Annotated in this window: 20 protein-coding genes; 10 read left to right on the plus strand and 10 right to left on the minus strand. The window is 71.8% G+C overall.

Annotated features, from left to right (window positions below; genetic code table 11):
* The first annotated feature begins 83 nt into the window (after window positions 1-83).
* Window positions 84-875: an alpha/beta fold hydrolase gene (locus SVTN_RS23515; protein WP_041130875.1), complete on the plus strand. Its 792-nt coding sequence runs from the start codon at window positions 84-86 to the stop codon at window positions 873-875.
* Here the strand turns inward: SVTN_RS23515 and SVTN_RS46200 are convergent.
* Window positions 850-3,336 (minus strand): DUF4132 domain-containing protein, encoded by a 2,487-nt coding sequence (locus tag SVTN_RS46200; protein ID WP_052499267.1) that lies wholly within the window; start codon window positions 3,334-3,336, stop codon window positions 850-852. The genes SVTN_RS23515 and SVTN_RS46200 overlap by 26 nt on opposite strands.
* Window positions 3,337-3,368: 32 nt before the next feature.
* Window positions 3,369-4,595: an MFS transporter gene (locus tag SVTN_RS23525; protein ID WP_052499268.1), complete on the minus strand. Its 1,227-nt coding sequence runs from the start codon at window positions 4,593-4,595 to the stop codon at window positions 3,369-3,371.
* 85 nt (window positions 4,596-4,680) lie between these two features.
* Here SVTN_RS23525 and SVTN_RS23530 point away from each other — a divergent pair, with 85 nt between their 5' ends.
* The 4 genes from SVTN_RS23530 to SVTN_RS23545 all read left to right on the plus strand — a co-directional run bounded on the left by SVTN_RS23530 (window position 4,681) and on the right by SVTN_RS23545 (window position 7,988).
* A complete protein-coding gene (locus SVTN_RS23530; protein WP_041130877.1) occupies window positions 4,681-5,208 on the plus strand; it encodes a MarR family winged helix-turn-helix transcriptional regulator in 528 nt (175 codons plus the stop codon).
* 49 nt (window positions 5,209-5,257) lie between these two features.
* A complete protein-coding gene (locus SVTN_RS23535; RefSeq protein WP_041130878.1) occupies window positions 5,258-5,554 on the plus strand; it encodes a hypothetical protein in 297 nt (98 codons plus the stop codon).
* 242 nt (window positions 5,555-5,796) lie between these two features.
* Window positions 5,797-7,011: an RNA-guided endonuclease InsQ/TnpB family protein gene (locus SVTN_RS23540; protein WP_052499714.1), complete on the plus strand. Its 1,215-nt coding sequence runs from the start codon at window positions 5,797-5,799 to the stop codon at window positions 7,009-7,011.
* Between the two features lie 266 nt (window positions 7,012-7,277).
* Complete coding sequence (locus SVTN_RS23545) at window positions 7,278-7,988, plus strand: DUF7737 domain-containing protein (protein WP_052499269.1); 711 nt, start codon at window positions 7,278-7,280, stop codon at window positions 7,986-7,988.
* A 4-nt stretch (window positions 7,989-7,992) separates the two neighbouring features.
* Here SVTN_RS23545 and SVTN_RS23550 read toward each other — a convergent pair whose 3' ends face one another.
* The 6 genes from SVTN_RS23550 to SVTN_RS23575 all read right to left on the minus strand — a co-directional run bounded on the left by SVTN_RS23550 (window position 7,993) and on the right by SVTN_RS23575 (window position 12,803).
* Window positions 7,993-8,496 carry a hypothetical protein gene (locus SVTN_RS23550; protein WP_041130879.1) on the minus strand — a complete coding sequence of 168 codons (504 nt, stop codon included), beginning with the start codon at window positions 8,494-8,496 and terminating at the stop codon, window positions 7,993-7,995.
* A 117-nt stretch (window positions 8,497-8,613) separates the two neighbouring features.
* Window positions 8,614-9,372 (minus strand): succinate dehydrogenase iron-sulfur subunit, encoded by a 759-nt coding sequence (locus SVTN_RS23555; protein ID WP_041130880.1) that lies wholly within the window; start codon window positions 9,370-9,372, stop codon window positions 8,614-8,616.
* Window positions 9,372-11,126, minus strand: a complete 1,755-nt coding sequence (gene sdhA, locus SVTN_RS23560; protein ID WP_041130881.1) for a succinate dehydrogenase flavoprotein subunit — start codon at window positions 11,124-11,126, stop codon at window positions 9,372-9,374. Before sdhA ends, SVTN_RS23555 begins: the two co-directional genes overlap by 1 nt.
* Before the next feature lie 25 nt (window positions 11,127-11,151).
* On the minus strand, window positions 11,152-11,628 hold the full coding sequence (locus SVTN_RS23565) for a succinate dehydrogenase hydrophobic membrane anchor subunit (protein WP_041130882.1): 477 nt from the start codon (window positions 11,626-11,628) through the stop codon (window positions 11,152-11,154).
* A gap of 8 nt (window positions 11,629-11,636) precedes the next feature.
* Window positions 11,637-12,017: a succinate dehydrogenase, cytochrome b556 subunit gene (gene sdhC / locus SVTN_RS23570; RefSeq protein ID WP_041130883.1), complete on the minus strand. Its 381-nt coding sequence runs from the start codon at window positions 12,015-12,017 to the stop codon at window positions 11,637-11,639.
* 192 nt (window positions 12,018-12,209) lie between these two features.
* Window positions 12,210-12,803 (minus strand): 2-oxo-4-hydroxy-4-carboxy-5-ureidoimidazoline decarboxylase, encoded by a 594-nt coding sequence (locus tag SVTN_RS23575; RefSeq protein ID WP_174518281.1) that lies wholly within the window; start codon window positions 12,801-12,803, stop codon window positions 12,210-12,212.
* Between the two features lie 137 nt (window positions 12,804-12,940).
* Between SVTN_RS23575 and SVTN_RS23580 the strand changes: the two genes are divergently transcribed.
* The 3 genes from SVTN_RS23580 (at window position 12,941) to SVTN_RS23590 (ending at window position 15,916) form a co-directional block, all read left to right on the plus strand.
* Complete coding sequence (locus tag SVTN_RS23580; protein ID WP_052499271.1) at window positions 12,941-14,563, plus strand: beta-N-acetylhexosaminidase; 1,623 nt, start codon at window positions 12,941-12,943, stop codon at window positions 14,561-14,563.
* A 93-nt stretch (window positions 14,564-14,656) separates the two neighbouring features.
* Window positions 14,657-15,289 (plus strand): DUF4328 domain-containing protein, encoded by a 633-nt coding sequence (locus SVTN_RS23585; protein ID WP_041130884.1) that lies wholly within the window; start codon window positions 14,657-14,659, stop codon window positions 15,287-15,289.
* Between the two features lie 66 nt (window positions 15,290-15,355).
* Window positions 15,356-15,916, plus strand: coding sequence for a hypothetical protein (locus SVTN_RS23590; RefSeq protein ID WP_041130885.1), 561 nt, complete (start codon window positions 15,356-15,358; stop codon window positions 15,914-15,916).
* A gap of 9 nt (window positions 15,917-15,925) precedes the next feature.
* Here the strand turns inward: SVTN_RS23590 and SVTN_RS23595 are convergent, their stop codons facing one another.
* A complete protein-coding gene (locus SVTN_RS23595) occupies window positions 15,926-16,663 on the minus strand; it encodes a Clp protease N-terminal domain-containing protein (RefSeq protein WP_041130886.1) in 738 nt (245 codons plus the stop codon).
* A gap of 391 nt (window positions 16,664-17,054) precedes the next feature.
* On the opposite strand from SVTN_RS23595, the gene SVTN_RS23600 reads away from it, so the two are divergent.
* Both SVTN_RS23600 and SVTN_RS46205 read left to right on the plus strand, forming a co-directional pair.
* A complete protein-coding gene (locus SVTN_RS23600) occupies window positions 17,055-17,732 on the plus strand; it encodes an RNA polymerase sigma factor (protein WP_041130887.1) in 678 nt (225 codons plus the stop codon).
* The gene (locus SVTN_RS46205) at window positions 17,732-18,901 is read left to right on the plus strand and encodes a hypothetical protein (protein WP_052499272.1); all 1,170 of its coding nucleotides are present in this window, start codon (window positions 17,732-17,734) and stop codon (window positions 18,899-18,901) included. The genes SVTN_RS23600 and SVTN_RS46205 overlap by 1 nt, the downstream gene beginning before the upstream one ends.
* Before the next feature lie 151 nt (window positions 18,902-19,052).
* On the opposite strand, the gene SVTN_RS23610 is transcribed toward SVTN_RS46205, so the two are convergent.
* Entirely contained in the window at window positions 19,053-19,928 is an 876-nt protein-coding gene (locus SVTN_RS23610) for a L,D-transpeptidase family protein (protein ID WP_063782277.1), read from the minus strand.
* Window positions 19,929-20,067 lie beyond the last annotated feature (139 nt).

Raw genomic sequence — 20,067 nt, forward strand, 5'->3', positions numbered from 1 at the left:
ACTGTAGACCTCCTCTTGAACGTGTTCAAGTCGCTTGGGCAATGAGGTGGCCCGACCGCGCCCCGCCGCCTAGGGTCGGGCGGGTGACGCTCTCTCATGACCTGGCCGGCACCGGCCCCTCGACCGTCGTCCTGCTGCACTCCGGGGTCTGCGACCGCCGGATGTGGGACGGGCAGTTCCACGCACTGGCCGAAGCGGGACACCGTGTCGTCCGCTGCGACCTCCGCGGCTTCGGCGACAGCCCGATCGACGCCCCGCACACCCACGCCGAGGACGTGCGCGCGCTCCTCGACCACCTCGGCGCCGAGCGCGCCGCCGTCGTCGGCTCCTCCTTCGGCGGCCGCGTCGCCCTCGAACTCGCCGCCCTGCACCCCGGACGCGTCTCGGCCCTCGCGCTCCTGGGCTCCGCGATGCCCGGCATGGTGCCGAGCCCGGAGCTGCGCGCCTGGGGCGCCCGCGAGGACGCCCTCGTCGAGGCGGGCGACCTCGACGCCGCCGTCGAGCTCAACGTCGACACCTGGCTCGGCCCCGAGGCCTCCGAGACCGCCCGTGCCCTCGTACGGGAAGGGCAGCGCCGCGCCTTCGACCTCCAGCTCGCCGCCCCCGAGGAGAACCACCCCGTCGCCCCCGAGGTCACCCGCGACGACCTCGCCCGGATCGAGGCCCCCGCCCTCGTCGCCGTCGGCGCCCACGACCAGCCCGACTTCCGGGCGATCGCCGACGAGCTCGGGAACCTCCTGCCCGCCGCGCGCCGCGTCGACCTCGACTGGGCCGGCCACCTCCCCGCCCTGGAGCGCCCGGACGAGACGGCCCGGCTGCTCCTCTCCTTCCTGACCGAGGTCTCCGAGCTCAGCCCCGGCGTATCTGCGCGGTGATCGTCGCGTCGGTGATCCGGTCGTCGGCGGCGAGCAGCAGCGCCTTCGACAGGATCACCGACAGCAGCCCGCCGTCCTCCTCGAACGGCAGGAACACCTTCCCCCGGTCCCGCGCACGATCGGTCACGATGCACAGATAGCTGTCGTCCGGCTCCATCAGCACGTTCCCCGAACCCAGATGGATCCGGTACGCGCGCAACTCGCCCCGCACCCGCAGGAACCGGTCGGTCAGCTCCACCCGGTCGGCGATCCGCGTCCGGGGCAGCAGCCGGGCCAGCGTCTCCCGCCGGATCAGCGCCGACTCCGTCAGCTCACCGAACGACCAGCTCTCCCAGTACCTGTCGTACGCCCGGTTCTCCCCGCGGTCCCGCCACTGCGGGTCCGCCCCGATCGACGCCACCCCCACGAACAGGTCGACGTCCCGCAGCGCCTCCGACAGCACGAGCGCCGGTACGTCGGCGAGGGCGGCCGCCTCCCAGACCCTTTGCGCCCCCGCTCTCCTCTCGAACCGCACCTGGTCCGTGGAGCAGAGCCGGGCCACCCCGTCCGCGCTCGCCCCCTCGTCGACCAGCTCCACGAAGAACCGGGCCCGCCACCGCATTCCCTCGCCGGCCGGCAGCTCGCCCGGCGCGGGTAGCTCCTTCACCAGCTCCGAGGACCAGCCGTCCGAGAAGTACCCCAGGTGGTCCCCCGTCCAGCCGCGCTCGGCCATCAGCGCCCGCGCCTGCCCGTACCGCAGGACGTGCCCCGCGAAGCGGTTGGAGTACGAGGCGGTCGCGAGCTCCGCCGGAGTCAGCGGGTACACCTCGCGGAAGACCTGCTTGAACGGCTGGCGCTCTTCCCGCTCCGCCAGCGCCGCCCGCCACGCGGCGACCTCCTCGCCGCCGGCCCGCAGCGGATGCCACAGCCGCAGCCGGGCGCCCGGACCGACCGGACGCGCCGTCCCGTCGTGCCCCGCGAGGGCCCAGCCGCCGCCGGTGCGCTCCGGAACGCCGGCCGTCCAGTCACCGTCCTCGGCGACCTCCCAGAGCAGCGCCCGGGCCACCGCCCCCGTCACCGGATGGTCGACGTAGTACCGCTGCCAGTCCTCCGCCGGCCAGACCGTCCCCGCCGCGAGGTGCTCTTCCAGGCGGGACCGCTCGGCGGCGACGAGCGCCTTCAGCTCCTTGGCCCCGGCCCTGGCCTGCTTCAACTCCTCCGTGTGAGCCTCCCGGACCTCCTTCGGCGCCGTCTTCAGGAGCCTCCCCTCCGGGCTCCTGAACGACAGCGCGACCGTGCCCGGCTCCTGCACCGAGAGCTCCGCCGTGTACGCCCCGAGCGGGACCTCCCGGACCCCGCGCCCGTCGAGTCCGAGCGTCGCGACCCCGCGCTCGCGGAGCATCGACGGGGTGAGCCCGGCGCGCGCGGCGACCGCCTCCAGGGCCTTGGCGATGCCCTTGTTCACGGTCCGGTTCTTGACCTTCTTCGGCAGCCGCCCGAGCCACTGCACGGCCTCCTCGCCCCGGGCGCCCCCGCACTCCCCGAGCACGGCGACGGCGGTGGTGGCCAGCGTCTGGCTGCGGCAGAACCCGCCGGAACCGCCGATCCCCGTCCCCGCGTTCACGGCCACGGCCCCGACGAGCGGAACGACCCACGCGGCGTCGACGTCGAGCGCGGCCCACAGGAGCCCGCGGACCAGGGAGGTGTTGGTGTCGCCGGCGAGACCCCAGTCGACCTGATGCCACGGGTTGCGGTCCGAGACCCGGTGCTCGGGCTGCGCGGCGATCCCCTCCAACAGCCGCCGCACCACCTCCGCCCCCTGCTCGGCCTCCCCGAGCAGGGCCGCCGCCTTCCGGCGCCACGCCCGCGTCGCCCTGGGCTTGTCCAGGAGGACGCAGTGCCCGAGGAAGGCCGCCACGCCCGCCCCCGCGAGCAGCTCCCCGTGCGCCGCGCGCATCGCCGGGCCGTACTCGTCGAGGTCGTCGAGGACCTGTCGGGGCAGTCGGCCGGGCACCACCGGCACCTCCCGGCGCAGCAGGGCGTCCATCAGGTGCCGTATCCCCGCGTACTGCTCGCTCCGGTAGACGTAGTGGGACTCGACGATCCGCTGCAGCGCCCTCACCCGGGGCCGGTCGAAGTCCTCGGCCTGCGCGGCCGCAGCGAGGGCGATCGGGACCAAGCTCCAGAACGCGCCGTGGAGTTCATGCGGTGCGACCTCCGCGTCCTTCCCCAGGAGCCGCGCGAGCAGCAGGTCCGACTCCTCCGTGGTCCACCCCAACTCCTGCTCCGCCAGGACGGCGAGGGCGGGTGCCGTCAGGGTCGCGAGGCCACGGCAGGCCCGCAGATGCAGCGCGAGCGCGCACTCCCTGCGTTCCCGCGCGCCCAGGGACGCGAGCAACTCGCCGACCGCTCCCGGTCCTTCCGTGCGCTCGCGCTCGACCGCCTCGTCCAGCCTGCTCTCCAGGCCCGTGATCCCCACCATGCTCCCGACGGTAGAGGACCCCACTGACAGCCCTACCGGAACCGCCTCACCCCCGGCACAAGCGCCGTCCCCGCGCAGCACCCGCCCACCACCGCCGCCGCGACGAGCAGCGGCACTTGGGGCCCCCACGTCGAGGCGGCGATCGGTGCCAGGGCGTACCCGAGGGGCATCGCGGCGAGCGAGAGCAGCCAGTCGTACGAGGTGACCCGGGCGAGCGCGTGCTCGGGCACCGCGCGCTGGACGGCGGTCTGCCACACGGGGGACAGGAAGCCGAGGCCCGCCTGCGCGAGCCCGTACGCCGCGATCGTCAGCCATGCGGGCGCGGCGAGCGCGAGCAGGACCAGCGGCAGTGCGTACGTGGCGAGGCCGAGGTTCGCGGTCAGGACCGGGCGCCGGGGGCTGACCCGGTCGGCGAGCAGCGCCCCGAGGAGGAAGCCGACGGCGCCGACCTGGAGGAGGACGACCCAGGTGGTGCCGCCGCCGAGCCGGTCCACGGCGATCGCGGGCCCGAGGGTCATCAGGACGGCGGCGGCGCCGTTCCAGGCGCTGTGGCCGACGAGGCTGGTCCAGTACCAGTCCCGGGAGCGGACCTCCTGCCAGCCCTCGGTGAGGTCGGCGCGGAGCGAACGGCGCGGGATCGGGACCCGCTTCACCCGTACGGCCGTCAGGAGCAGGGCGCTGACGGCGAAGGTGGCCGCGTCCAGGACGAACGCCCAGCCGGGGCCCACGGTCAGGACGAGGGTGCCGGCGAGCGCGGGTCCGGCGAGGCGGCTGCCGCTCTGGGCGACGCTCATCGCCGCGTTGGCCCGGTGCAGCGCGGCCTCCTCCACGGTGCCCTTCACCAGGGGCGAGCCGGTCGGCATGGCGAAGGCTCCGGCCGCCCCGCCGAGTGCCTCGGCGACCGCGAGGACGGCGAGGCTGGGGGTGCCGCCGAGCAGCTGGACGCCGACGACGAGCTGGGTGGCGCAGCGTACGAGGTCCGTGGTGAGCGCGACCGTACGGGCGTCGAAGCGGTCGCCGACGACCCCGCCCAGCGGCAGCAGGAGCAGCTTGGGGACCATCGCGCAGCCGAGGACCAGGGCGAGCGCCGAGGTGGAGCCGGTGGCCTCCAGGACGGCGAGGGCGAGGGCGGCGGGGATGGCGGCGTCGCCGAGGAGGGAGAGGGCGCGGCCGGTGAAGAGGAGGCGGAAGGAGCGGGTGCGCAGGGGGTGGGGGACGGACGGGGGTGCGACGGGGTGGTGCACGGGAGCAGTGGCCATGACCGGCAGAGTATTTCGGTGCCGAATAATTCGTCAACGAAATACTTTTCGGGACGGGAGCGCCCCGCCGACGTACGATCACTCCATGGCGTCCCCCGACGAACCGCGCGACTGGACCGACGAGCACGTCGACCGCTGGCAGCCCGTCCTGCCCGGCCTCGACCCCGTCGTCGAGGGCGCGGTCACCCGGATGAAGAAGCTCTCGGTCCATCTGCGCAGGGTCAGGGAGCAGTCCCTCGTCGACTTCGACCTGGAACGCCACGAGTTCGACACCCTCCACAAGCTCGCGGGGCGCGGCGGCAGCGCCGCCCCCTCCGAACTCGCCCAGGACCTCGACCTGGCCCCCGCCTCCGTCTCCGGCCGCCTCGACGCCCTGGAGAAGCGCGGCTTCGTCCGCCGCACCCAGTCCACGACCGACCGGCGCCGGGTCGTCGTCGAACTCACCGCCTCCGGCCGCGAGACCTGGCTCGGCGCGATGGACGTCCTCGGCCACGAGGAGGAGCGGCTGCTCGGCGTCCTCACCCCCGAGGAGCGCGACCAGCTCAACGGCATGCTGCGCCGGATCATGGTCGAGGCGGAGGCGGGCGGCCCCGTCCAGGCCTGGCACGGCTGAACCGGACGCCCCCGGGGCGTTGTCGGTGGTGGCCCCTACTCTGCTCGGCATGGCAATGGTGACCTTCGTCGACGAGACGACGTCAGGGGCGCGGACCGAGGCCGGCGGCCTCTCCGTCGCCGAGGAGCGCCTCGCGCTGCGCGAGCTGATCCGCCGCCGGGTCGAGCAGGAGACCGCGCCGGAGGCGGCCGAGCGGGAGTTCGCCCGCGCGGTCGAGGCCTTCGGGCGGAACGGCTTCCTGGTCCTGGTGGGCGACCGCCAGGTCGAGGAGCTCGACGACGAGGTGGAACTGGGCCCGGGCGTCGAGGTCACGTTCCTCAAGCTGGTACCGCTGGTGGGGGGATGACGGCACTGGAGCGGATGCGGGCGCTCGCCGCCCGCGCGGCGAGCGCCGAACTTGCCGAGGAGACGGTCCAGGAGTCCCCCAGCGGGCCGCCCGAGGTGTACGGCGGAAGTGCGCGACGGGTGGCGCGTGGGTCTCGCGCACATCCGCCTTAACTGGATCTGCCGAGCATGCGAGGGATCCGGTGTCAAGCGCTTCGGGTGAATTCATGCGGGCTGATGTGCTGCCGCCTTACGGTGATCGGCATGCAGCTTCGTTACCAGTTTCGCGTGTATCCGACGCCCGGCCAGGCGCTCCGCGCCCGGCGGGTGTTCGGGTGTAGGCGCGTGGTCTGGAACGATGCCCTGTCGGTCGTCAAGCCGCGCAAGGCGTCGAACAAGCTGCTCGGCAACCCCGAGCAGCGGATCGCCGAAGGTCCGTACCAGCAGATCCCGAAGAACCCGGACCTGTCCAAGACACTGATCACCGGCGCGAAGAAGACCCAGGAGCGGGCGTTCCTGTCCGACGCGCCGGTCGGAGTTCTCCAGCAGACCCTTCGGGACTTCGACAAGGCGTGGACGGCGCACGAGGACTCGAAGACCGGCAAGCGCAAAGGCCCGAAGGCCGCCCCGCCCCGGTTCAAGAGCCGTAAGGACAACCGGCAGACCGCCCGGTTCACCCGCTCCGACCGGTGGTCGATCCTCAGGGACGGCACACTGCGCCTCCCGAAGATCGGCGACATCGAGGTCAAGTGGACCCGCGATCTCCCGTCCGCTCCGTCGTCTGTGACGCTGATCAAGGACCGGGCCGACCGGTACTTCGTGTCCTTCGTCGTCGAGTCCGACCCGGCGGCCGACATCCTCCCGCCGGCAGACGGGGACCAGGGCATCGACCTGGGCCTGACCCGCTTCGCGGTCCTCGCCGACGGCTCGCACATCGCCTCGCCGAGGTACCTGCGGAGGGCGGAGAAGAAGCTGAAGAAGCGGCAGCGGGAACTGTCGCGGAAGAAGAAGGGAAGCAACAACCGGGACAAGGCCCGGATCAAGGTCGCCCGCGCTCACGCCGCTGTGGCGGATGCGCGCCGGAACTTCCACCATCAGTGGTCCCACAAGCTGACGCGCGAGAACCAAGCCGTCTACGCGGAGAACCTGAACGTGCGAGGACTGGCACGCACACGGCTGGCCAAGAGCGTGCACGACGCCGGATGGGCACAGTTCGTGTCCTTCCTCAACTACAAGGCAACCCGGCGCGGACGGTCCTTCGCCAAGGTCGACCGGCACTTCCCCAGCACGCAGATATGTTCCGGCTGCGGGCACCGCGACGGCCCCAAGCCGCTGAATGTCCGCACCTGGACCTGCCCGAACTGCGAGACCTGGCACGACCGGGACTGGAACGCCGGCAAGAACGTCCGATACGAAGGCCGCCGCATCGTCGCGGCGGCAGAACCACCCACCCCCGGACCGGGGGCCCGACGCCGGTAACGGCGGCGGTAAACGTCTGCGGAGCGCACGTAAGACCCGGCAGCGGCCAGGCGGCGCGCACAACCCCGGCACCTGTCGGGAGGAACCAGGAAACACCGTGGTCGTCGCCCACCGCACGTGAGCGACGACGGACGGAGAATCGCCCTCATTCATGGGGGCGAGGCGAGGTCAAGTACTCCAACCGCTTCGCCGGGCACATCCTGCGCCAGTACCAGCTCAACGCCCTCGCCGCGCAGCGCGGCTGGACGGCGAAGCTGCGGCTGGCCGTGGACGACTCGTACCCGCCGCTGTACCGCGAACTGCCCGAGTGGGGGCTGCGCGCCGAGTACTGGGTCGAGGGCGCCGGCGGCGACCAGGACGGCGACATCACCGCCTCGTACGCCTACGCCCAGGTCACCACCGACCAGGTCCGCTTCCACCGGATCGACGCCGGGCACAACTGGGCGCACGCCGGCGGCGGCGCGTACACCGTCCCCTCCCGGCCGGTACCCCTCGCCGAGATCCCCGAGCAGGTGCTCTCCGAAGTCCTGCGGGACGTCGACCTGTTCGTCGGCGTCGCCAGCGTCGGCAACGACCCGACGTGGCAGGACGGCGGCCCGGGCGGCCGGCACCGCGACTACTGGCAGCGGTACGGCTTCGGCGAGCTGTCGCAGAGCGCCGAGACCCGCCGCGAGCTGCTCGCCCGCCTCGTGCCCCGGCTCGCGATCGGCGAACGGTGCACGGTCGAGGGCCGGTTCCTGCGGGTGCGGGGCGACCTCCACACGTACGAGATCCACCTCGGCTCGGGCAACGTGCTGATCGCGCCGCACGGCCGGTACCTGTGCATCGTCCCGAAGCGGGCCTCCGGAGCGACGGACGGGGCCGGCCCGCTCCCGTACGAGGGCGACGGCATGCTCGCGATCGTCCTCAGCAAGGCGATGCTGCTGGCCGACGACACCGCGATCACCGACCCGACGATCGTCAGCCAGCTCGTATGAAGCGTCAGATGCTGAGCGTCCGGGCGTAGTTGACCTGGTTCATCACGGCGTAGAACGTGTCGGGGGAGCCGGCCGGGATCAGCGTGGAGTGGTGCCGGCCGCCGCTGCTCACCGTCACCTGCACATAGCCCGTGGTCTGCTTCTCCTTCATCAGCAGGAAGAGCAGGCCGAGCAGGCAGAACACGGCGAAGACCACGGCGAGCACGATCGCGACCGTCGGGATCTTCTCCTCGACCCGGGACATGTCCATCGCGTTCCAGACCGCGCCCTTCAGCGGCATCGGGCCTGCGGGCGTGAGGATCTGGTCGCCGACGACCGAGATGTCGCCGATGGTCAGCGTCGGCACCCCGCCGAATCCCGCCGGGTACTGCGGCGGCACCGGCACGCCGCCCGGCAGGGTCGGCTGGTAGGGCGGCGGGGTCTGCGGGTATCCGTACGCGGGCGTCGCGTCCTGCTGCCCCGGACCCCACTTGTACTCACCGTCCGCGTAAGGGTTCGGCTCGCTCATCAATCCCCGATTCTCTGTGCCCTGGAAAAGCGCGTGCAAGGGAAAAGCCCGCTCCCGCACGCAGAAGCGTACAGAAGCGGGCTATCCGGCCGACGGCCGAACGGAGCGTCAGGAGTGTCAGAAGCGACGCGTGATCAGCGCGCGCTTGACTTCCTGGATGGCCTTCGTGACCTCGATGCCACGCGGGCACGCGTCCGTGCAGTTGAACGTCGTGCGGCAGCGCCACACGCCGTCCTTGTCGTTCAGGATCTCCAGGCGCTGCTCGCCCGCCTCGTCACGCGAGTCGAAGATGAAGCGGTGCGCGTTGACGATCGCGGCCGGACCGAAGTACTGGCCGTCGTTCCAGAAGACCGGGCAGGACGACGTGCACGCGGCGCACAGGATGCACTTGGTGGTGTCGTCGAAGCGCTCGCGGTCCTCGGCGGACTGCAGGCGCTCGCGCGTCGGCTCGTTGCCCTTGGTGACCAGGAACGGCATGACGTCCCGGTACGCCTGGAAGAACGGCTCCATGTCGACCACGAGGTCCTTGAGGACCGTGAGGCCCTTGATGGCCTCGACCGTGATCGGCTTCTCCGGGTTGATGTCCTTGATCAGCGTCTTGCAGGCGAGCCTGTTCTTGCCGTTGATCCGCATCGCGTCGGAGCCGCAGATGCCGTGCGCGCAGGAGCGACGGAACGTCAGGGTGCCGTCGACGTCCCACTTGATCTTGTGAAGGGCGTCGAGGACACGCTCCTTCGGGTCGATCTCGATCTGGAAGTCCTCCCAGACCGCGGCGTCCGACACCTCGGGGTTGAAGCGGCGGATCCGCATCGTGACCGTGATGTACGGGGAGGCGGCGGACTCCGCCTCGACCTTGTCCAGTACGGGGGTAGCCATCAGTACTTACGCTCCATCGGCTGGTAGCGGGTCTGGACGACCGGCTTGTAGTCGAGACGGACGGTCTCGGAGCCGTCCTCGCCGACCTCGCGGTACGCCATGGTGTGGCGCATGAAGTTGACGTCGTCGCGGTTCGGGTAGTCCTCGCGGTAGTGACCGCCGCGGGACTCCTTGCGCGCCAGGGCCGAGACGGCCATGACCTCGGCCAGTTCGAGCAGGTTGCCCAGCTCGATGGCCTCCAGGAGGTCGGTGTTGAAGCGCTTGCCCTTGTCCTGGATGGACACGTTCTCGTAGCGCTCGCGCAGTTCGGCGATCTTCTCGACGGCCGTCTTGATGGTCTGCTCCGTGCGGAACACCATCACGTTGGCGTCCATCGTCTCCTGGAGCTCGCGGCGCAGGTCGGCGACCCGCTCGTTGCCCGTGGAGTTGCGCAGCTTCTCGATCTGCGCGACGACGAAGGCCTCGGGGGCCTCGGGCAGCTCGACGAAGTCGTGCTTGGCGGAGTACTCGGCGGCGGCGATGCCGGAGCGCTTGCCGAAGACGTTGATGTCGAGCAGCGAGTTGGTGCCGAGACGGTTGGCGCCGTGCACGGAGACACAGGCGACCTCGCCGGCCGCGTACAGGCCCGGGACGACGGTGGTGTTGTCCGAGAGGACCTCACCCTCGACGTTCGTCGGGATGCCGCCCATGGCGTAGTGCGCGGTGGGCTGGATCGGGATCGGGTCCGTGTACGGCTCGATGCCGAGGTACGTACGGGCGAACTCGGTGATGTCCGGGAGCTTGGCGTCGAGCTGCTCCGGCGGGAGGTGCGTCAGGTCCAGGTAGACGTGGTCGCCCTCGGGACCGCAGCCGCGGCCCTCGCGGATCTCCGTGTAGATGGAGCGGGAGACGACGTCACGGGACGCGAGGTCCTTCATGACCGGCGCGTACTTCTCCATGAAGCGCTCGCCGTCCTTGTTGCGGAGGATGCCGCCCTCACCGCGGGCGCCCTCCGTCAGCAGGATGCCCATGCGCCAGATGCCCGTCGGGTGGAACTGGAAGAACTCCATGTCCTCCAGGGGCAGACCGCGGCGGTAGCAGGCGGCCTGGCCGTCACCGGTCAGGGTGTGGGCGTTGGAGGTCACCTTGAAGAACTTGCCGGTGCCGCCGGAGGCGTAGATGACGGCCTTGGCCTGGAAGATGTGGATCTCGCCGGTGGCCAGCTCGTAGGCGACGACGCCCGCGGAGTGCTTCACACCGTCGACCTCGGTGATCAGCTGGTCCAGGACGTAGAACTCGTTGAAGAACTCCACGCCCTCCTTGACGCAGTTCTGGTACAGCGTCTGGAGGATCATGTGGCCGGTGCGGTCCGCGGCGTAGCAGGACCGGCGGACCGGGGCCTCGCCGTGGTTGCGGGAGTGACCGCCGAAGCGGCGCTGGTCGATCGTCCCGTTGGGCGTCCGGTTGAACGGCAGGCCCATCTTCTCCAGGTCGAGGACGGCGTCGATGGCCTCCTTCGCCAGGATCTCGGCGGCGTCCTGGTCGACCAGGTAGTCACCGCCCTTGACCGTGTCGAAGGTGTGCCACTCCCAGTTGTCCTCCTCCACGTTCGCCAGCGCGGCGGCCATGCCGCCCTGCGCGGCGCCCGTGTGGGAGCGGGTGGGGTAGAGCTTCGTCAGCACGGCGGTGCGGCTGCGCTTCGTCGCCTCGATGGCGGCGCGCATGCCGGCGCCGCCGGCGCCGACGATGACGGTGTCGTACTTGTGGATCTTCATGACGTGGATTACCTCAGCCCCGTGCCTAGCGGATGTTCGGGTCGAAGGTGAAGATCACCAGCGTGCCCAGAAGGATGGTGAACACCGTGGCGGTGTACAGCAGGCCCTTGAGCCACAGGCGCGTGTTGGCCCGCTCCGCGTAGTCGTTGATGACCGTACGGAGACCGTTGGCGCCGTGCAGCATGGCGAGCCAGAGCATCAGCAGGTCCCAGACCTGCCAGAACGGGGACGCCCAGCGGCCGGCCACGAAGGCGAAGCCGACCTTGGTGACGCCGCCGTCCAGCACGAGCTGGATCAGCAGGTGGCCGATGACCAGGACGACGAGGACCACGCCGGAGAGGCGCATGAAGAGCCATGCGGCCATCTCGAAGTTGCCGCGGGTCGCGCGCGGGGTCTTGCCCGTGCGCTTGCGGGGGGCCTCGATGTACGGCGCGGGATTGTCCACGTCGTAGTGCGCGCCGCCCTCGACGGGGCCGATCGCGGTGGAGGTGTCAGCAGACATGAGTGGCGTCAGCTCCCGAACAGTTCACGTGCGGCGTGGTTGAGGACGGGGTAGACGGCACCCGCCATCAGCACGACCCAGACGCCCACGACGGTCCAGAGCATCTGCTTCTGGTAGCGCGGGCCCTTGGACCAGAAGTCCACGGCGATGACCCGCAGGCCGTTCAGCGCGTGGAAGAGGATGGCGGCGACCAGGCCGTACTCCAGAAGAGCGACGATCGGCGTCTTGTAGGTCGCGACGACCTCGTCGTACGCCTCGGGGGAGACGCGGACGAGAGCGGTGTCCAGCACGTGTACGAACAGGAAGAAGAAGATGAGGACGCCGGTGACTCGATGAGCCACCCAGCTCCACATTCCTTCCCGGCCGCGGTACAGCGTTCCAGCCGGCACGGAAAAACCCTCCGGGAGCGGGGATCAGGGTCGGCCGGCTTCTCTGTCGGTCTGACCCGGCCGGGTACGGTCCACCGGCCCCGGTCATCGTAGCGACGACTCGCCGGTTCGCTCGCGCGGGGTCCATCGGTGTGATCAAACAGGCACGGACGGGCTATCGCACAGGGAGGAATCGCCGCATTACGGACGAATTCACGGCGTGGTGACGCCGAACGTGAGGCGGGCACGGGCGAGCCGGCGCAGTTCGTCGGCGGCCACCACCCGTTCCTCCTCCGGTTCGTTGCCGAGACGTGACCGGATACCGGCCAGTACGCGGTCGAGACGCTCGTCGGGCCGCACTCCGTCCAGGCTGATCACGAAGGCGTGCCCGAAGCGGCTCTCGTACGCGGCGTGGGCGGCGCCCAGCGCCATGAGGGCCGCCGGCGGGGCGTCGGGATGCGGGACGGCGGCGGACTCGGCGGCGAGCGCCTCGTCGAGCTCGGCCCGCGACAGGTCGTAGGAGGCCTCGTCCGCGGCGGCGAGCAGCGCGTCGAGCGTCGGGTACGGGCGGTGCGCGCTCACCCGTTCGGCCCAGCGCCGGCTCGCGCAGCAGTCGAACAGGAGCGCCTCGGCGGCCCCGGCCGGTGCGGCGTTGAAGCGGACGAGCCCGGAGAGGTGCCGGGCCGCGCCCTGCTGGGCAGGTATGGCAGGCGTGTCCGTGGAGCCCGGCTTCCGGCAGGGGGCGTGGGTGTCGCTGGTCAGCGTGGGCTCCGGTACTCCGGGACGGGTGGGGTGGGCGTGACGCAACGTTATCGACGGGATGAGGGAAGTGTCCGACGGATGCGCGAATTTCACCCGGAAGGGAGAGTTTCGGAACACATGATGGACGATCGTCTTCCGGCTCCGTCGACTGGTCGGACCGTCGTCCGTACGGGAGGATCCGAATGATGCGGTACTCCCTTTGGGGGCCTCGCCGGGGCCCCGCCCTTCTGGCGACCGCGGTGGCGCTGGCCACCGTGGCGGCCTGCTCGAACGGCTCTCCGTCCACCCCGTCCGCCACGGGCTCGTCCGCGAGCGCCACGCCCACGAGCACCCCGCCGCCGAGCCCGAAACCGACGCCGACGCCCACGCCGACGAAGAACTACCCCCTCTCCACCGCGCCGCGCACGATCCCCTCCGTCGGCGCCCACGAGGCCGCCCGCGGCCCCGGCTGGAAGCCCGCGCCCACGGGCGGGGTCGTCCTCGCCGCGAACAGCGAGGCCCTCGCCGACGAAGGCCGGCTGATCGCCGGGGAGCTCGGCATCCCGTACCGGGGTGCCGCCGCGGCCGGACCCGGGGACGTCGAGCTGGCCCTGGGCGGGACGGGCGCCCCCGAGTCGTACGCCCTGACGGTTCGCGACGGCCGCGTCCGGATCGCGGGCCCCGACGAGGCCGGCGTCTTCTACGGCACCCGCACGCTCAAGCAGTCGGTCAGGGCCACCGGCGCGATGCCCGAGGGCACGGTCACCGACCGGCCGGCGAAACCGCAGCGCGGCCTGATGGTCGACATCGCCCGCAAGTACTTCACCGCGGCCTGGATCGAGGACCGCATCCGCGAGATGAGCGACCTGAAGCTCAACCAGCTCGGGCTGCACTTCTCCGACGACCAGGGCTTCCGGATCGAGTCCGACAGCCACCCCGAGGTGGTGTCGGCGGAGCACCTCACCAAGGCCGAGGTCCGCCGGATCCTCGCCCTCGCGGCGAGCCGCCACGTCACGGTCATCCCCGAGATCGACTCGCCGGGACACCTCGGCGCCGTCATCGCCGCCCACCCGAACCTCCAGCTCGTCAGCGCGAGCGGCCGGACCCCGCGCGGGACCGTCGACATCTCGAACCCGGACTCGGCGAAGATCGTCGACGAGCTGCTGCGCGAGTACACCCAGCTCTTCCCCGGGGCGTACTGGCACCTCGGCGGCGACGAATACGTCGCGCTGATGTCCAAGAACCCCGAGGCGAGCTACCCGAAGCTGGCGCGGGCCGCGGTCGCGAAGTACGGGCCCTCCGGCCGCGTCCAGGACCTCGCCACCGGCTGGCTCAACGACCGCGCGGCCGTCGTCCGGCCCACCGGCAAGACCCTCAAGGCCTGGAACGACGGCTTCTTCACGGGCGGGGTGGTCAGCCCCGACAAGGACATCGAGGTCGAGTACTGGACGGGCCGCGAGATCGGCGCGCGGCTGCCGGCCTCGTACCTGAGCGCGGGCCGCAAGCTGATCAACCTCAACGACGACTACCTCTACTACATCCTGGGCGAGCCCAACCGCTTCCCGTACCCCACCGGCCGCCGCATCTACGAGCAGTGGACCCCGCGCGTCCTGCGCGGCTCCACCCCCGTGCCGGCGCGGTACGACCCCCAGATCCTCGGCGGCCGGCTCGCGGTCTGGTGCGACCTGTCCCGGGCCCAGACCCAGGCCCAGGTGGCGGCGGGCATCCACCTGCCCCTCGCGGCCCTGGCCCAGAAGGTCTGGGATCCGTCGACACCGACGCTGACCTGGGGGCAGTTCAGGGCGTTGGCGGCGAAGGTGACCTGACTTTTGTCGTGGACGCGATCGGTCCGGATCGCGTACGTTCCCCCGGCGGCGGCCGAGTGGCCGCCGCTTGTTCCTTTGGGGGGAACCCAGCACATGCGCATGCTCAAGAACCCGATCGGCCTGTCGAGAGCCGTCGTGGTCCTGCTCCTCGGCAACGTCTTCTTCGACGTCCTGCTCGGCGGGATCGAAGGCCACGACCTGGTGGCCGACGACCCGTACTACTCCGACGTGGCGGTCGGGCCGGTCGACGGGGCCTACGCCACGGCGGGCCTGGTGTACCTGGCGACCATCGTCGTCTTCATCATCTGGTTCCACCGGCTGCGGAACAACGCCGAGGTCTGGGCCTCCGACCTGCAGAGCCGGACGCCGGGCTACGCCATCGGCGGCTGGTTCATCCCGATCCTCAACTTCTGGGTTCCGCGGGTGATCGCGGCCGACATCTGGCGGGCCAGCCGCTGGGAGCCGTACGCCGCCGATGCCAAGGGCGAGCTGACGCTGCTCAACAGCTGGTGGGTGTGCTTCGTCGCGAGCGGTGTGGCGGATTCGATCTCCCGGCAGTTTTACAAGAATGCTGAAACCGTCGAGGCCTACGACACCGCGACCCTCTGGTCACTCGCGGGCTACGGCCTCGACATCGCCGCCGCCTTCCTCGCCATCCTCGTCGTCCGCCGTCTGACCTCTATGCAGCACGCCAAGGCCACTGGCATGATTCCGGCCGCGCAGTGACGAAAAAGCGCCCCTCGGCGCAGTAGTGGAAGTACTGCGTCCGCATCGGGTGGCGAGGAGGCGTCCATGGCGTCGGGGAACGGCCGGAGCCTGCTGGAACTGATCGACGGGGCCGACGAGCGGGGGCTGGCCGCGGCCGGGCTCGCCTGCCTCGACCGCTGTCTGCCGCTGCTCGCCCCCGACCGGGCCGACGCCCTGCGCCCCGTGTGGGCCGCCGTCGCGCGCGGCGACGGGGCCGCCTGGGGCGAGGCCGTCGCCAAGGCCCGGGTCGAGCTCGACGTCGAGGGCACGGAGGACGCCGAGGCCGTACGCGCCATGCTCGCGCAGGCCCCGGCGGCCTGGACCGCCGAGGCCCTGCGCGCCTGGGCCGGCGACTGCTCCGTCGCGGCGCTCGCCCTGCACGGGCGGTACGACGCGGCCGGGGTGCCCGACGGGCTCGTCGAGCGCTGCCGGGCCGGGGACGCGGACGGTGCGGGCCCGCTGCTCGCGGGGGAGCTCCGCCGCCAGCAGGCCGTCCTCGAAACGGCCGCCCACGGCCCGACCGGACTGCGCCGGGCACGTGAACTCTCCGTCGAGGGCGGCCGGGTGCTGCGCGCGGTCGTGTCGCGCAGGGCCCGCACCGCCTGACCGTTCGGTCTACGCCTCCGGCGGCTGGATCGCGATCGAGGCGATCGTCTCCGCGATCTCCCGTTCCGCCGTGGCCTTGTCCAGGCCGAGCCCGCTCAGTACGCCCTGCCCGTCCTCGTGCTCGAGCAGGGCGAGCAGGATGTGCTCGGTGCCGACGTAGTTGTGCCCGAGGCGCAGGGCCTCGCGGAACGTCAGCTCCAGGACCTTCTTCGCCGCCGCGTCGTACGGGACGAGCGCGGGCACTTCGTCGGCGGCCGGCGGCAGGGTCGCCGTGACCGCCTCGCGGACCTGGTCGAGGGTCACGCCCCGCGAGGTGATCCAGTGCGCCGCGAGCCCCTCGGGCTCGGCGAGGAGGCCGAGCGCCAGGTGGGCGGGGAGGGTCTCGGCGTTCCGGGCGGCGGTGGCCTCGTTCTGGGCGGCCATGACCACGTTCCGGGCCCGCGGGGTGAAGCGGCTGAACCCGGCGTTCGGGTCCATCTTCTCCGCGTCCGGCTCCTTGGGGACGAAGCGCTTCTGGGCCGCCTGGCGGGTGACGCCCATGCTGCGGCCGATGTCGGTCCAGGAGGCGCCGGAGCGCCGGGCCTGGTCCACGAAGTGGCCGATGAGGTGGTCGGCGACGTCGCCGAGGTGGTCCGCCGCGATGACCGCGCTGGAGAGCTGCTCCAGGGAGTCCGGGTGGACCTTCTTGATGGCTTCGATGAGTTCGTCGAGACGGACAGGGACATTCAAGCCGACTGGATTCGTCATGAGGCAACCTTAGGTTGACACTCCTCCACTGTCAACGGCCGGTTGACACTCGAAGGGCGTACGACTCCCCGGGAGGCGAAAGGTCACCAGAAAGAGTGAGAAGAAGGGGGGAAATGGGAGACGACCGGGGCCGCCACCCCCCACAGGAGAGGCCCCGGTCGTCGTCCACGGAGCCGCAGCACGGCTCCGTACTCCTATCAGCGCCAGTGGTGCGTTTTCTGTCACACCCTCCCGGACCGCTCGGAGGTTGCAAGTTGTACAAAGACCCCTGACCACGTGGACGTGACGCCGCGACACCACGTAGCGTGCAGGTGCGCGAGGCGGCGTGGCGGTGGTGACCAGCCGCGATGACGCGGGCGTGACCACGTCACCGACGAACAGGGTTTGGGGAGTGCTGGGGGACGACGCGGAGCTGACCGCCGCGGTGCTCGCTGCGCAGGACGGGGACGAAGACGCCTTCCGTACCGTCTACCGCGCCGTGCACCCCCGGCTGCTCGGCTACATACGCACGCTGGTCGGCGACGCGGACGCCGAGGACGTCGCCTCCGAGTCCTGGCTCCAGATAGCCCGCGACCTCGACCGCTTCGACGGCGACGCGGACCGGTTCCGCGGCTGGGCGGCCCGGATCGCCCGCAACCGCGCCCTCGACCACATCCGGATGCGCGGCCGCCGCCCCGCCATGGGCGCCGACGAGACCGAGCTCGCCGACAAGCCCGCCGATTCCGACACGGCCGGCGAGGCCCTGGAGGCCCTCGCCACCGGCGACACCATGCACCTGATCGCCCAGCTCCCGCAGGACCAGGCCGAGGCCGTCGTCCTGCGCGTCGTCGTCGGCCTCGACGCCAAGAGCGCCGCCGACACCCTGGGCAAACGCCCCGGCGCCGTGCGCACCGCCGCGCACCGGGGGCTCAAGAAGCTCGCCGAACTCCTCGGGGTCGACGGGCAGGACGACGGCGCGGGAACCGTCGTCCCCCTGGACGGCGTCCCTCCGCAACGCGGTCGCGCGCCGGGGTCCGTGGCCCCCGGCGGTGTGACGCAATCACGTCCGCGTACGCAGAAGGACATGTGATGGCCGACGAGCGGTACCAGTGGCTCGATCAGGAGGCCGCGGAGCGGCTGCTCCGCGGCGAACCGGTCGAGGCCCTCGACGACCGCGCGCGTTTCCAGGCCGAGCGCCTCGCCGAGGCCCTCGGCACGGCCCGTGTTCCGGCCGTCCCGCCGGCCGCGCGCACCGAACTGCCGGGCGAGGCCGCGGCGCTCGCCGCCTTCCGCAAGGCCACCGCCGAGCGCGCCGCCGCCGCGTCCGCAGTGTCCGCGTCCGCCGCTACCGCCGCCTCGCCCGCTGCCACCGCGTCCGCCGCTTCGGCCGCGTCCGCCGGTCGCGCCGCCGTCGCCGAGCTGGGCCGGGTGCGGCTCGCGCCCGTCACCGCCCCGGCGCGCCGCTGGGGACGTTCCGTGCGGTACGGGCTGGCCGCCGCGGTCGCCGCCGTCACGGTCGGCGGCGTCGCCGTCGCCGCCGGTACGGGTGTGCTGCCGCTGGTCGGCCCCGCGCCCGCCAGCTCCGTCACGGCGGTGGAGACGACGGACCCGCTCGTCTCCGAGGAGCCCGGAATACGCCAGGACCCCGAGGCACCCCCGACGGAACCGGGCGGCGGCGACCCCACGCCCGGCTCGTCCCCCTCGGCCGACTCCTCGTCCACCGCCCCGACCCCCGGCGTCCCGGACGGGCACGGCACGGTCACCCCCGGCACGGGCACCCCGAAGCCGGGCAGGACGCCTTCGACCGGGGGCGGCACCACTTCCACGGATCCCCGGGGGAAGGCCCTCGACGCCTGCCGGGCCTACCGGAAGGGCGTACTCGACGCCGCCGGCCGGCAGCGGATCACGAACGCCCTGCGCAAGGGCGAGACCCTGGGCGGCTACTGCGACCGGATCCTCTCCGGCGACACCGGCACGTCCACGGCGGGCGGCCAGAACGGCTCCAACGGCAACGGCAACGGCAAGGGCGACGGCAAGGGCGACTCCGAGGACCCCTCCGACGGCGACCACGAGGGCGGCTCGAACGGCACCTCCGACGGCGGCGCGAACAGCGGCTCCGAAGGCAACTCCGACAGCGGGCCCGCCGGCGTCGGGAACCGGGCCGGAAGCGTCCTTCCCGACGCCCAGTCCCAGACCGGAGTCACCGTCACGCTGCCCGCCGGAATCACCGCCGAAGCACGCCTCCCGCTCGCGGTGTAACACTTCTGGGCCCGTCGGCGCAGTAAGAAATGCCGACTGGTCATCGGCCGCGCAGAGAGCCGGGGTTCCCCCCGTACCTACGGCTCCGCGCACCCGGCGCGGGTGGGACACGTTCCCCCGGTCCCACCCGCGCCCCTTCCTCCTCCGTCCCTCACCAGTGGACGACGACCTTGTCGCCGACCTTCACCTGGTCGAAGAGGGCCGAGAGCTTGGCCCGGTCCCGGACGTTGACGCAGCCGTGCGAGGCCCCGGCGTAGCCGCGGGCCGCGAAGTCCGCCGAGTAGTGCACGGCCTGACCGCGGCTGAAGAACATCGCGTACGGCATGGGCGTGTGGTAGATCGTCGACGTCCACTCCCTCGCCTTCCACTCCACCTTGAAGAGGCCCTCACGGGTCGGCGTGTTCTCCGAGCCGAAGCGGACGTCCATCGACGAGACGACCTTCCCGTCGATCATCCAGGCGAGCGTCCGGCTCTCCTTGCTGATGCACAGCACCCGGCCGGTCATGCACCGCGGGTCCGGGGTGTCCAGCTTGTTGGTCGTCGACGGCTTCAGTTCGTCGGCGGTCGGCTTCCGGGTGACGGACAGCAGCGTCTGCCAGGTCGTCTCGTCGACCGAACCGGTCTCCGGCAGCCCCCGGCGCGCCTGGAACTTCCTGACCGCGCCCGCCGTCATCGTCCCGTAGAAACCGGTGGGCGCCCGGTCGAAGAAGTCGAGCTGCCGAAGCCGCGCCTGGAGCTCGCGCACCTGCTCGTTCTCGTCCCCGTCGCCCATGAGGGGCTTCGGCGCGGGCGTCCCGGTGGAGGACGTGGGCGTGGGGGTGGCGGCCGACGGGGCCGGGGACGACGGCTTCCCGTCCGTGGTGGGGGTGGAGCTCGGGGCGGAGGTCCGGGGCGCGGCCGAACTCGGCGCGGGACCCGTACCCGTGCCCGTACCCGCACCGGACGCGTCGGGTGTGCAGCCGGCGGCGAGTGCCACCGCCGCGGCCGCCAGGACCACTCTGCGTACGACGGACGAATACCGTTTCATTGCTGCCCCCCGGGGTGTGTCGTGTGTACGTAGGGATGCTTCCCGCGCGCGTGCGGTTGCGCACCTGGGGAACGGAGTGCGCATCCTGTGAGGAAGGTCCCAGCGCGCTGCCCTCCATCGCCCCGTTACAGTCCGTCGC

The sequence above is a fragment of the Streptomyces vietnamensis genome, from assembly GCF_000830005.1.
Taxonomy (GTDB): Bacteria; Actinomycetota; Actinomycetes; order Streptomycetales; family Streptomycetaceae; genus Streptomyces; species Streptomyces vietnamensis.

What these genes read in the sequence shown, in the direction of transcription:
- SVTN_RS46200 (WP_052499267.1), bottom strand. Translation starts at nt 3,336, where the DNA reads ATGGTGGGGATCACGGGCCTGGAGAGCAGGCTGGACGAGGCGGTCGAG.
- SVTN_RS23525 (WP_052499268.1), bottom strand. Translation starts at nt 4,595, where the DNA reads ATGGCCACTGCTCCCGTGCACCACCCCGTCGCACCCCCGTCCGTCCCC.
- SVTN_RS23530 (WP_041130877.1), top strand. Translation starts at nt 4,681, where the DNA reads ATGGCGTCCCCCGACGAACCGCGCGACTGGACCGACGAGCACGTCGAC.
- SVTN_RS23535 (WP_041130878.1), top strand. Translation starts at nt 5,258, where the DNA reads ATGGCAATGGTGACCTTCGTCGACGAGACGACGTCAGGGGCGCGGACC.
- SVTN_RS23540 (WP_052499714.1), top strand. Translation starts at nt 5,797, where the DNA reads ATGCAGCTTCGTTACCAGTTTCGCGTGTATCCGACGCCCGGCCAGGCG.
- SVTN_RS23550 (WP_041130879.1), bottom strand. Translation starts at nt 8,496, where the DNA reads ATGAGCGAGCCGAACCCTTACGCGGACGGTGAGTACAAGTGGGGTCCG.
- SVTN_RS23555 (WP_041130880.1), bottom strand. Translation starts at nt 9,372, where the DNA reads ATGGCTACCCCCGTACTGGACAAGGTCGAGGCGGAGTCCGCCGCCTCC.
- sdhA (WP_041130881.1), bottom strand. Translation starts at nt 11,126, where the DNA reads ATGAAGATCCACAAGTACGACACCGTCATCGTCGGCGCCGGCGGCGCC.
- SVTN_RS23565 (WP_041130882.1), bottom strand. Translation starts at nt 11,628, where the DNA reads ATGTCTGCTGACACCTCCACCGCGATCGGCCCCGTCGAGGGCGGCGCG.
- SVTN_RS23580 (WP_052499271.1), top strand. Translation starts at nt 12,941, where the DNA reads ATGATGCGGTACTCCCTTTGGGGGCCTCGCCGGGGCCCCGCCCTTCTG.
- SVTN_RS23585 (WP_041130884.1), top strand. Translation starts at nt 14,657, where the DNA reads ATGCGCATGCTCAAGAACCCGATCGGCCTGTCGAGAGCCGTCGTGGTC.
- SVTN_RS23590 (WP_041130885.1), top strand. Translation starts at nt 15,356, where the DNA reads ATGGCGTCGGGGAACGGCCGGAGCCTGCTGGAACTGATCGACGGGGCC.
- SVTN_RS23595 (WP_041130886.1), bottom strand. Translation starts at nt 16,663, where the DNA reads ATGACGAATCCAGTCGGCTTGAATGTCCCTGTCCGTCTCGACGAACTC.
- SVTN_RS46205 (WP_052499272.1), top strand. Translation starts at nt 17,732, where the DNA reads ATGGCCGACGAGCGGTACCAGTGGCTCGATCAGGAGGCCGCGGAGCGG.
- SVTN_RS23610 (WP_063782277.1), bottom strand. Translation starts at nt 19,928, where the DNA reads ATGAAACGGTATTCGTCCGTCGTACGCAGAGTGGTCCTGGCGGCCGCG.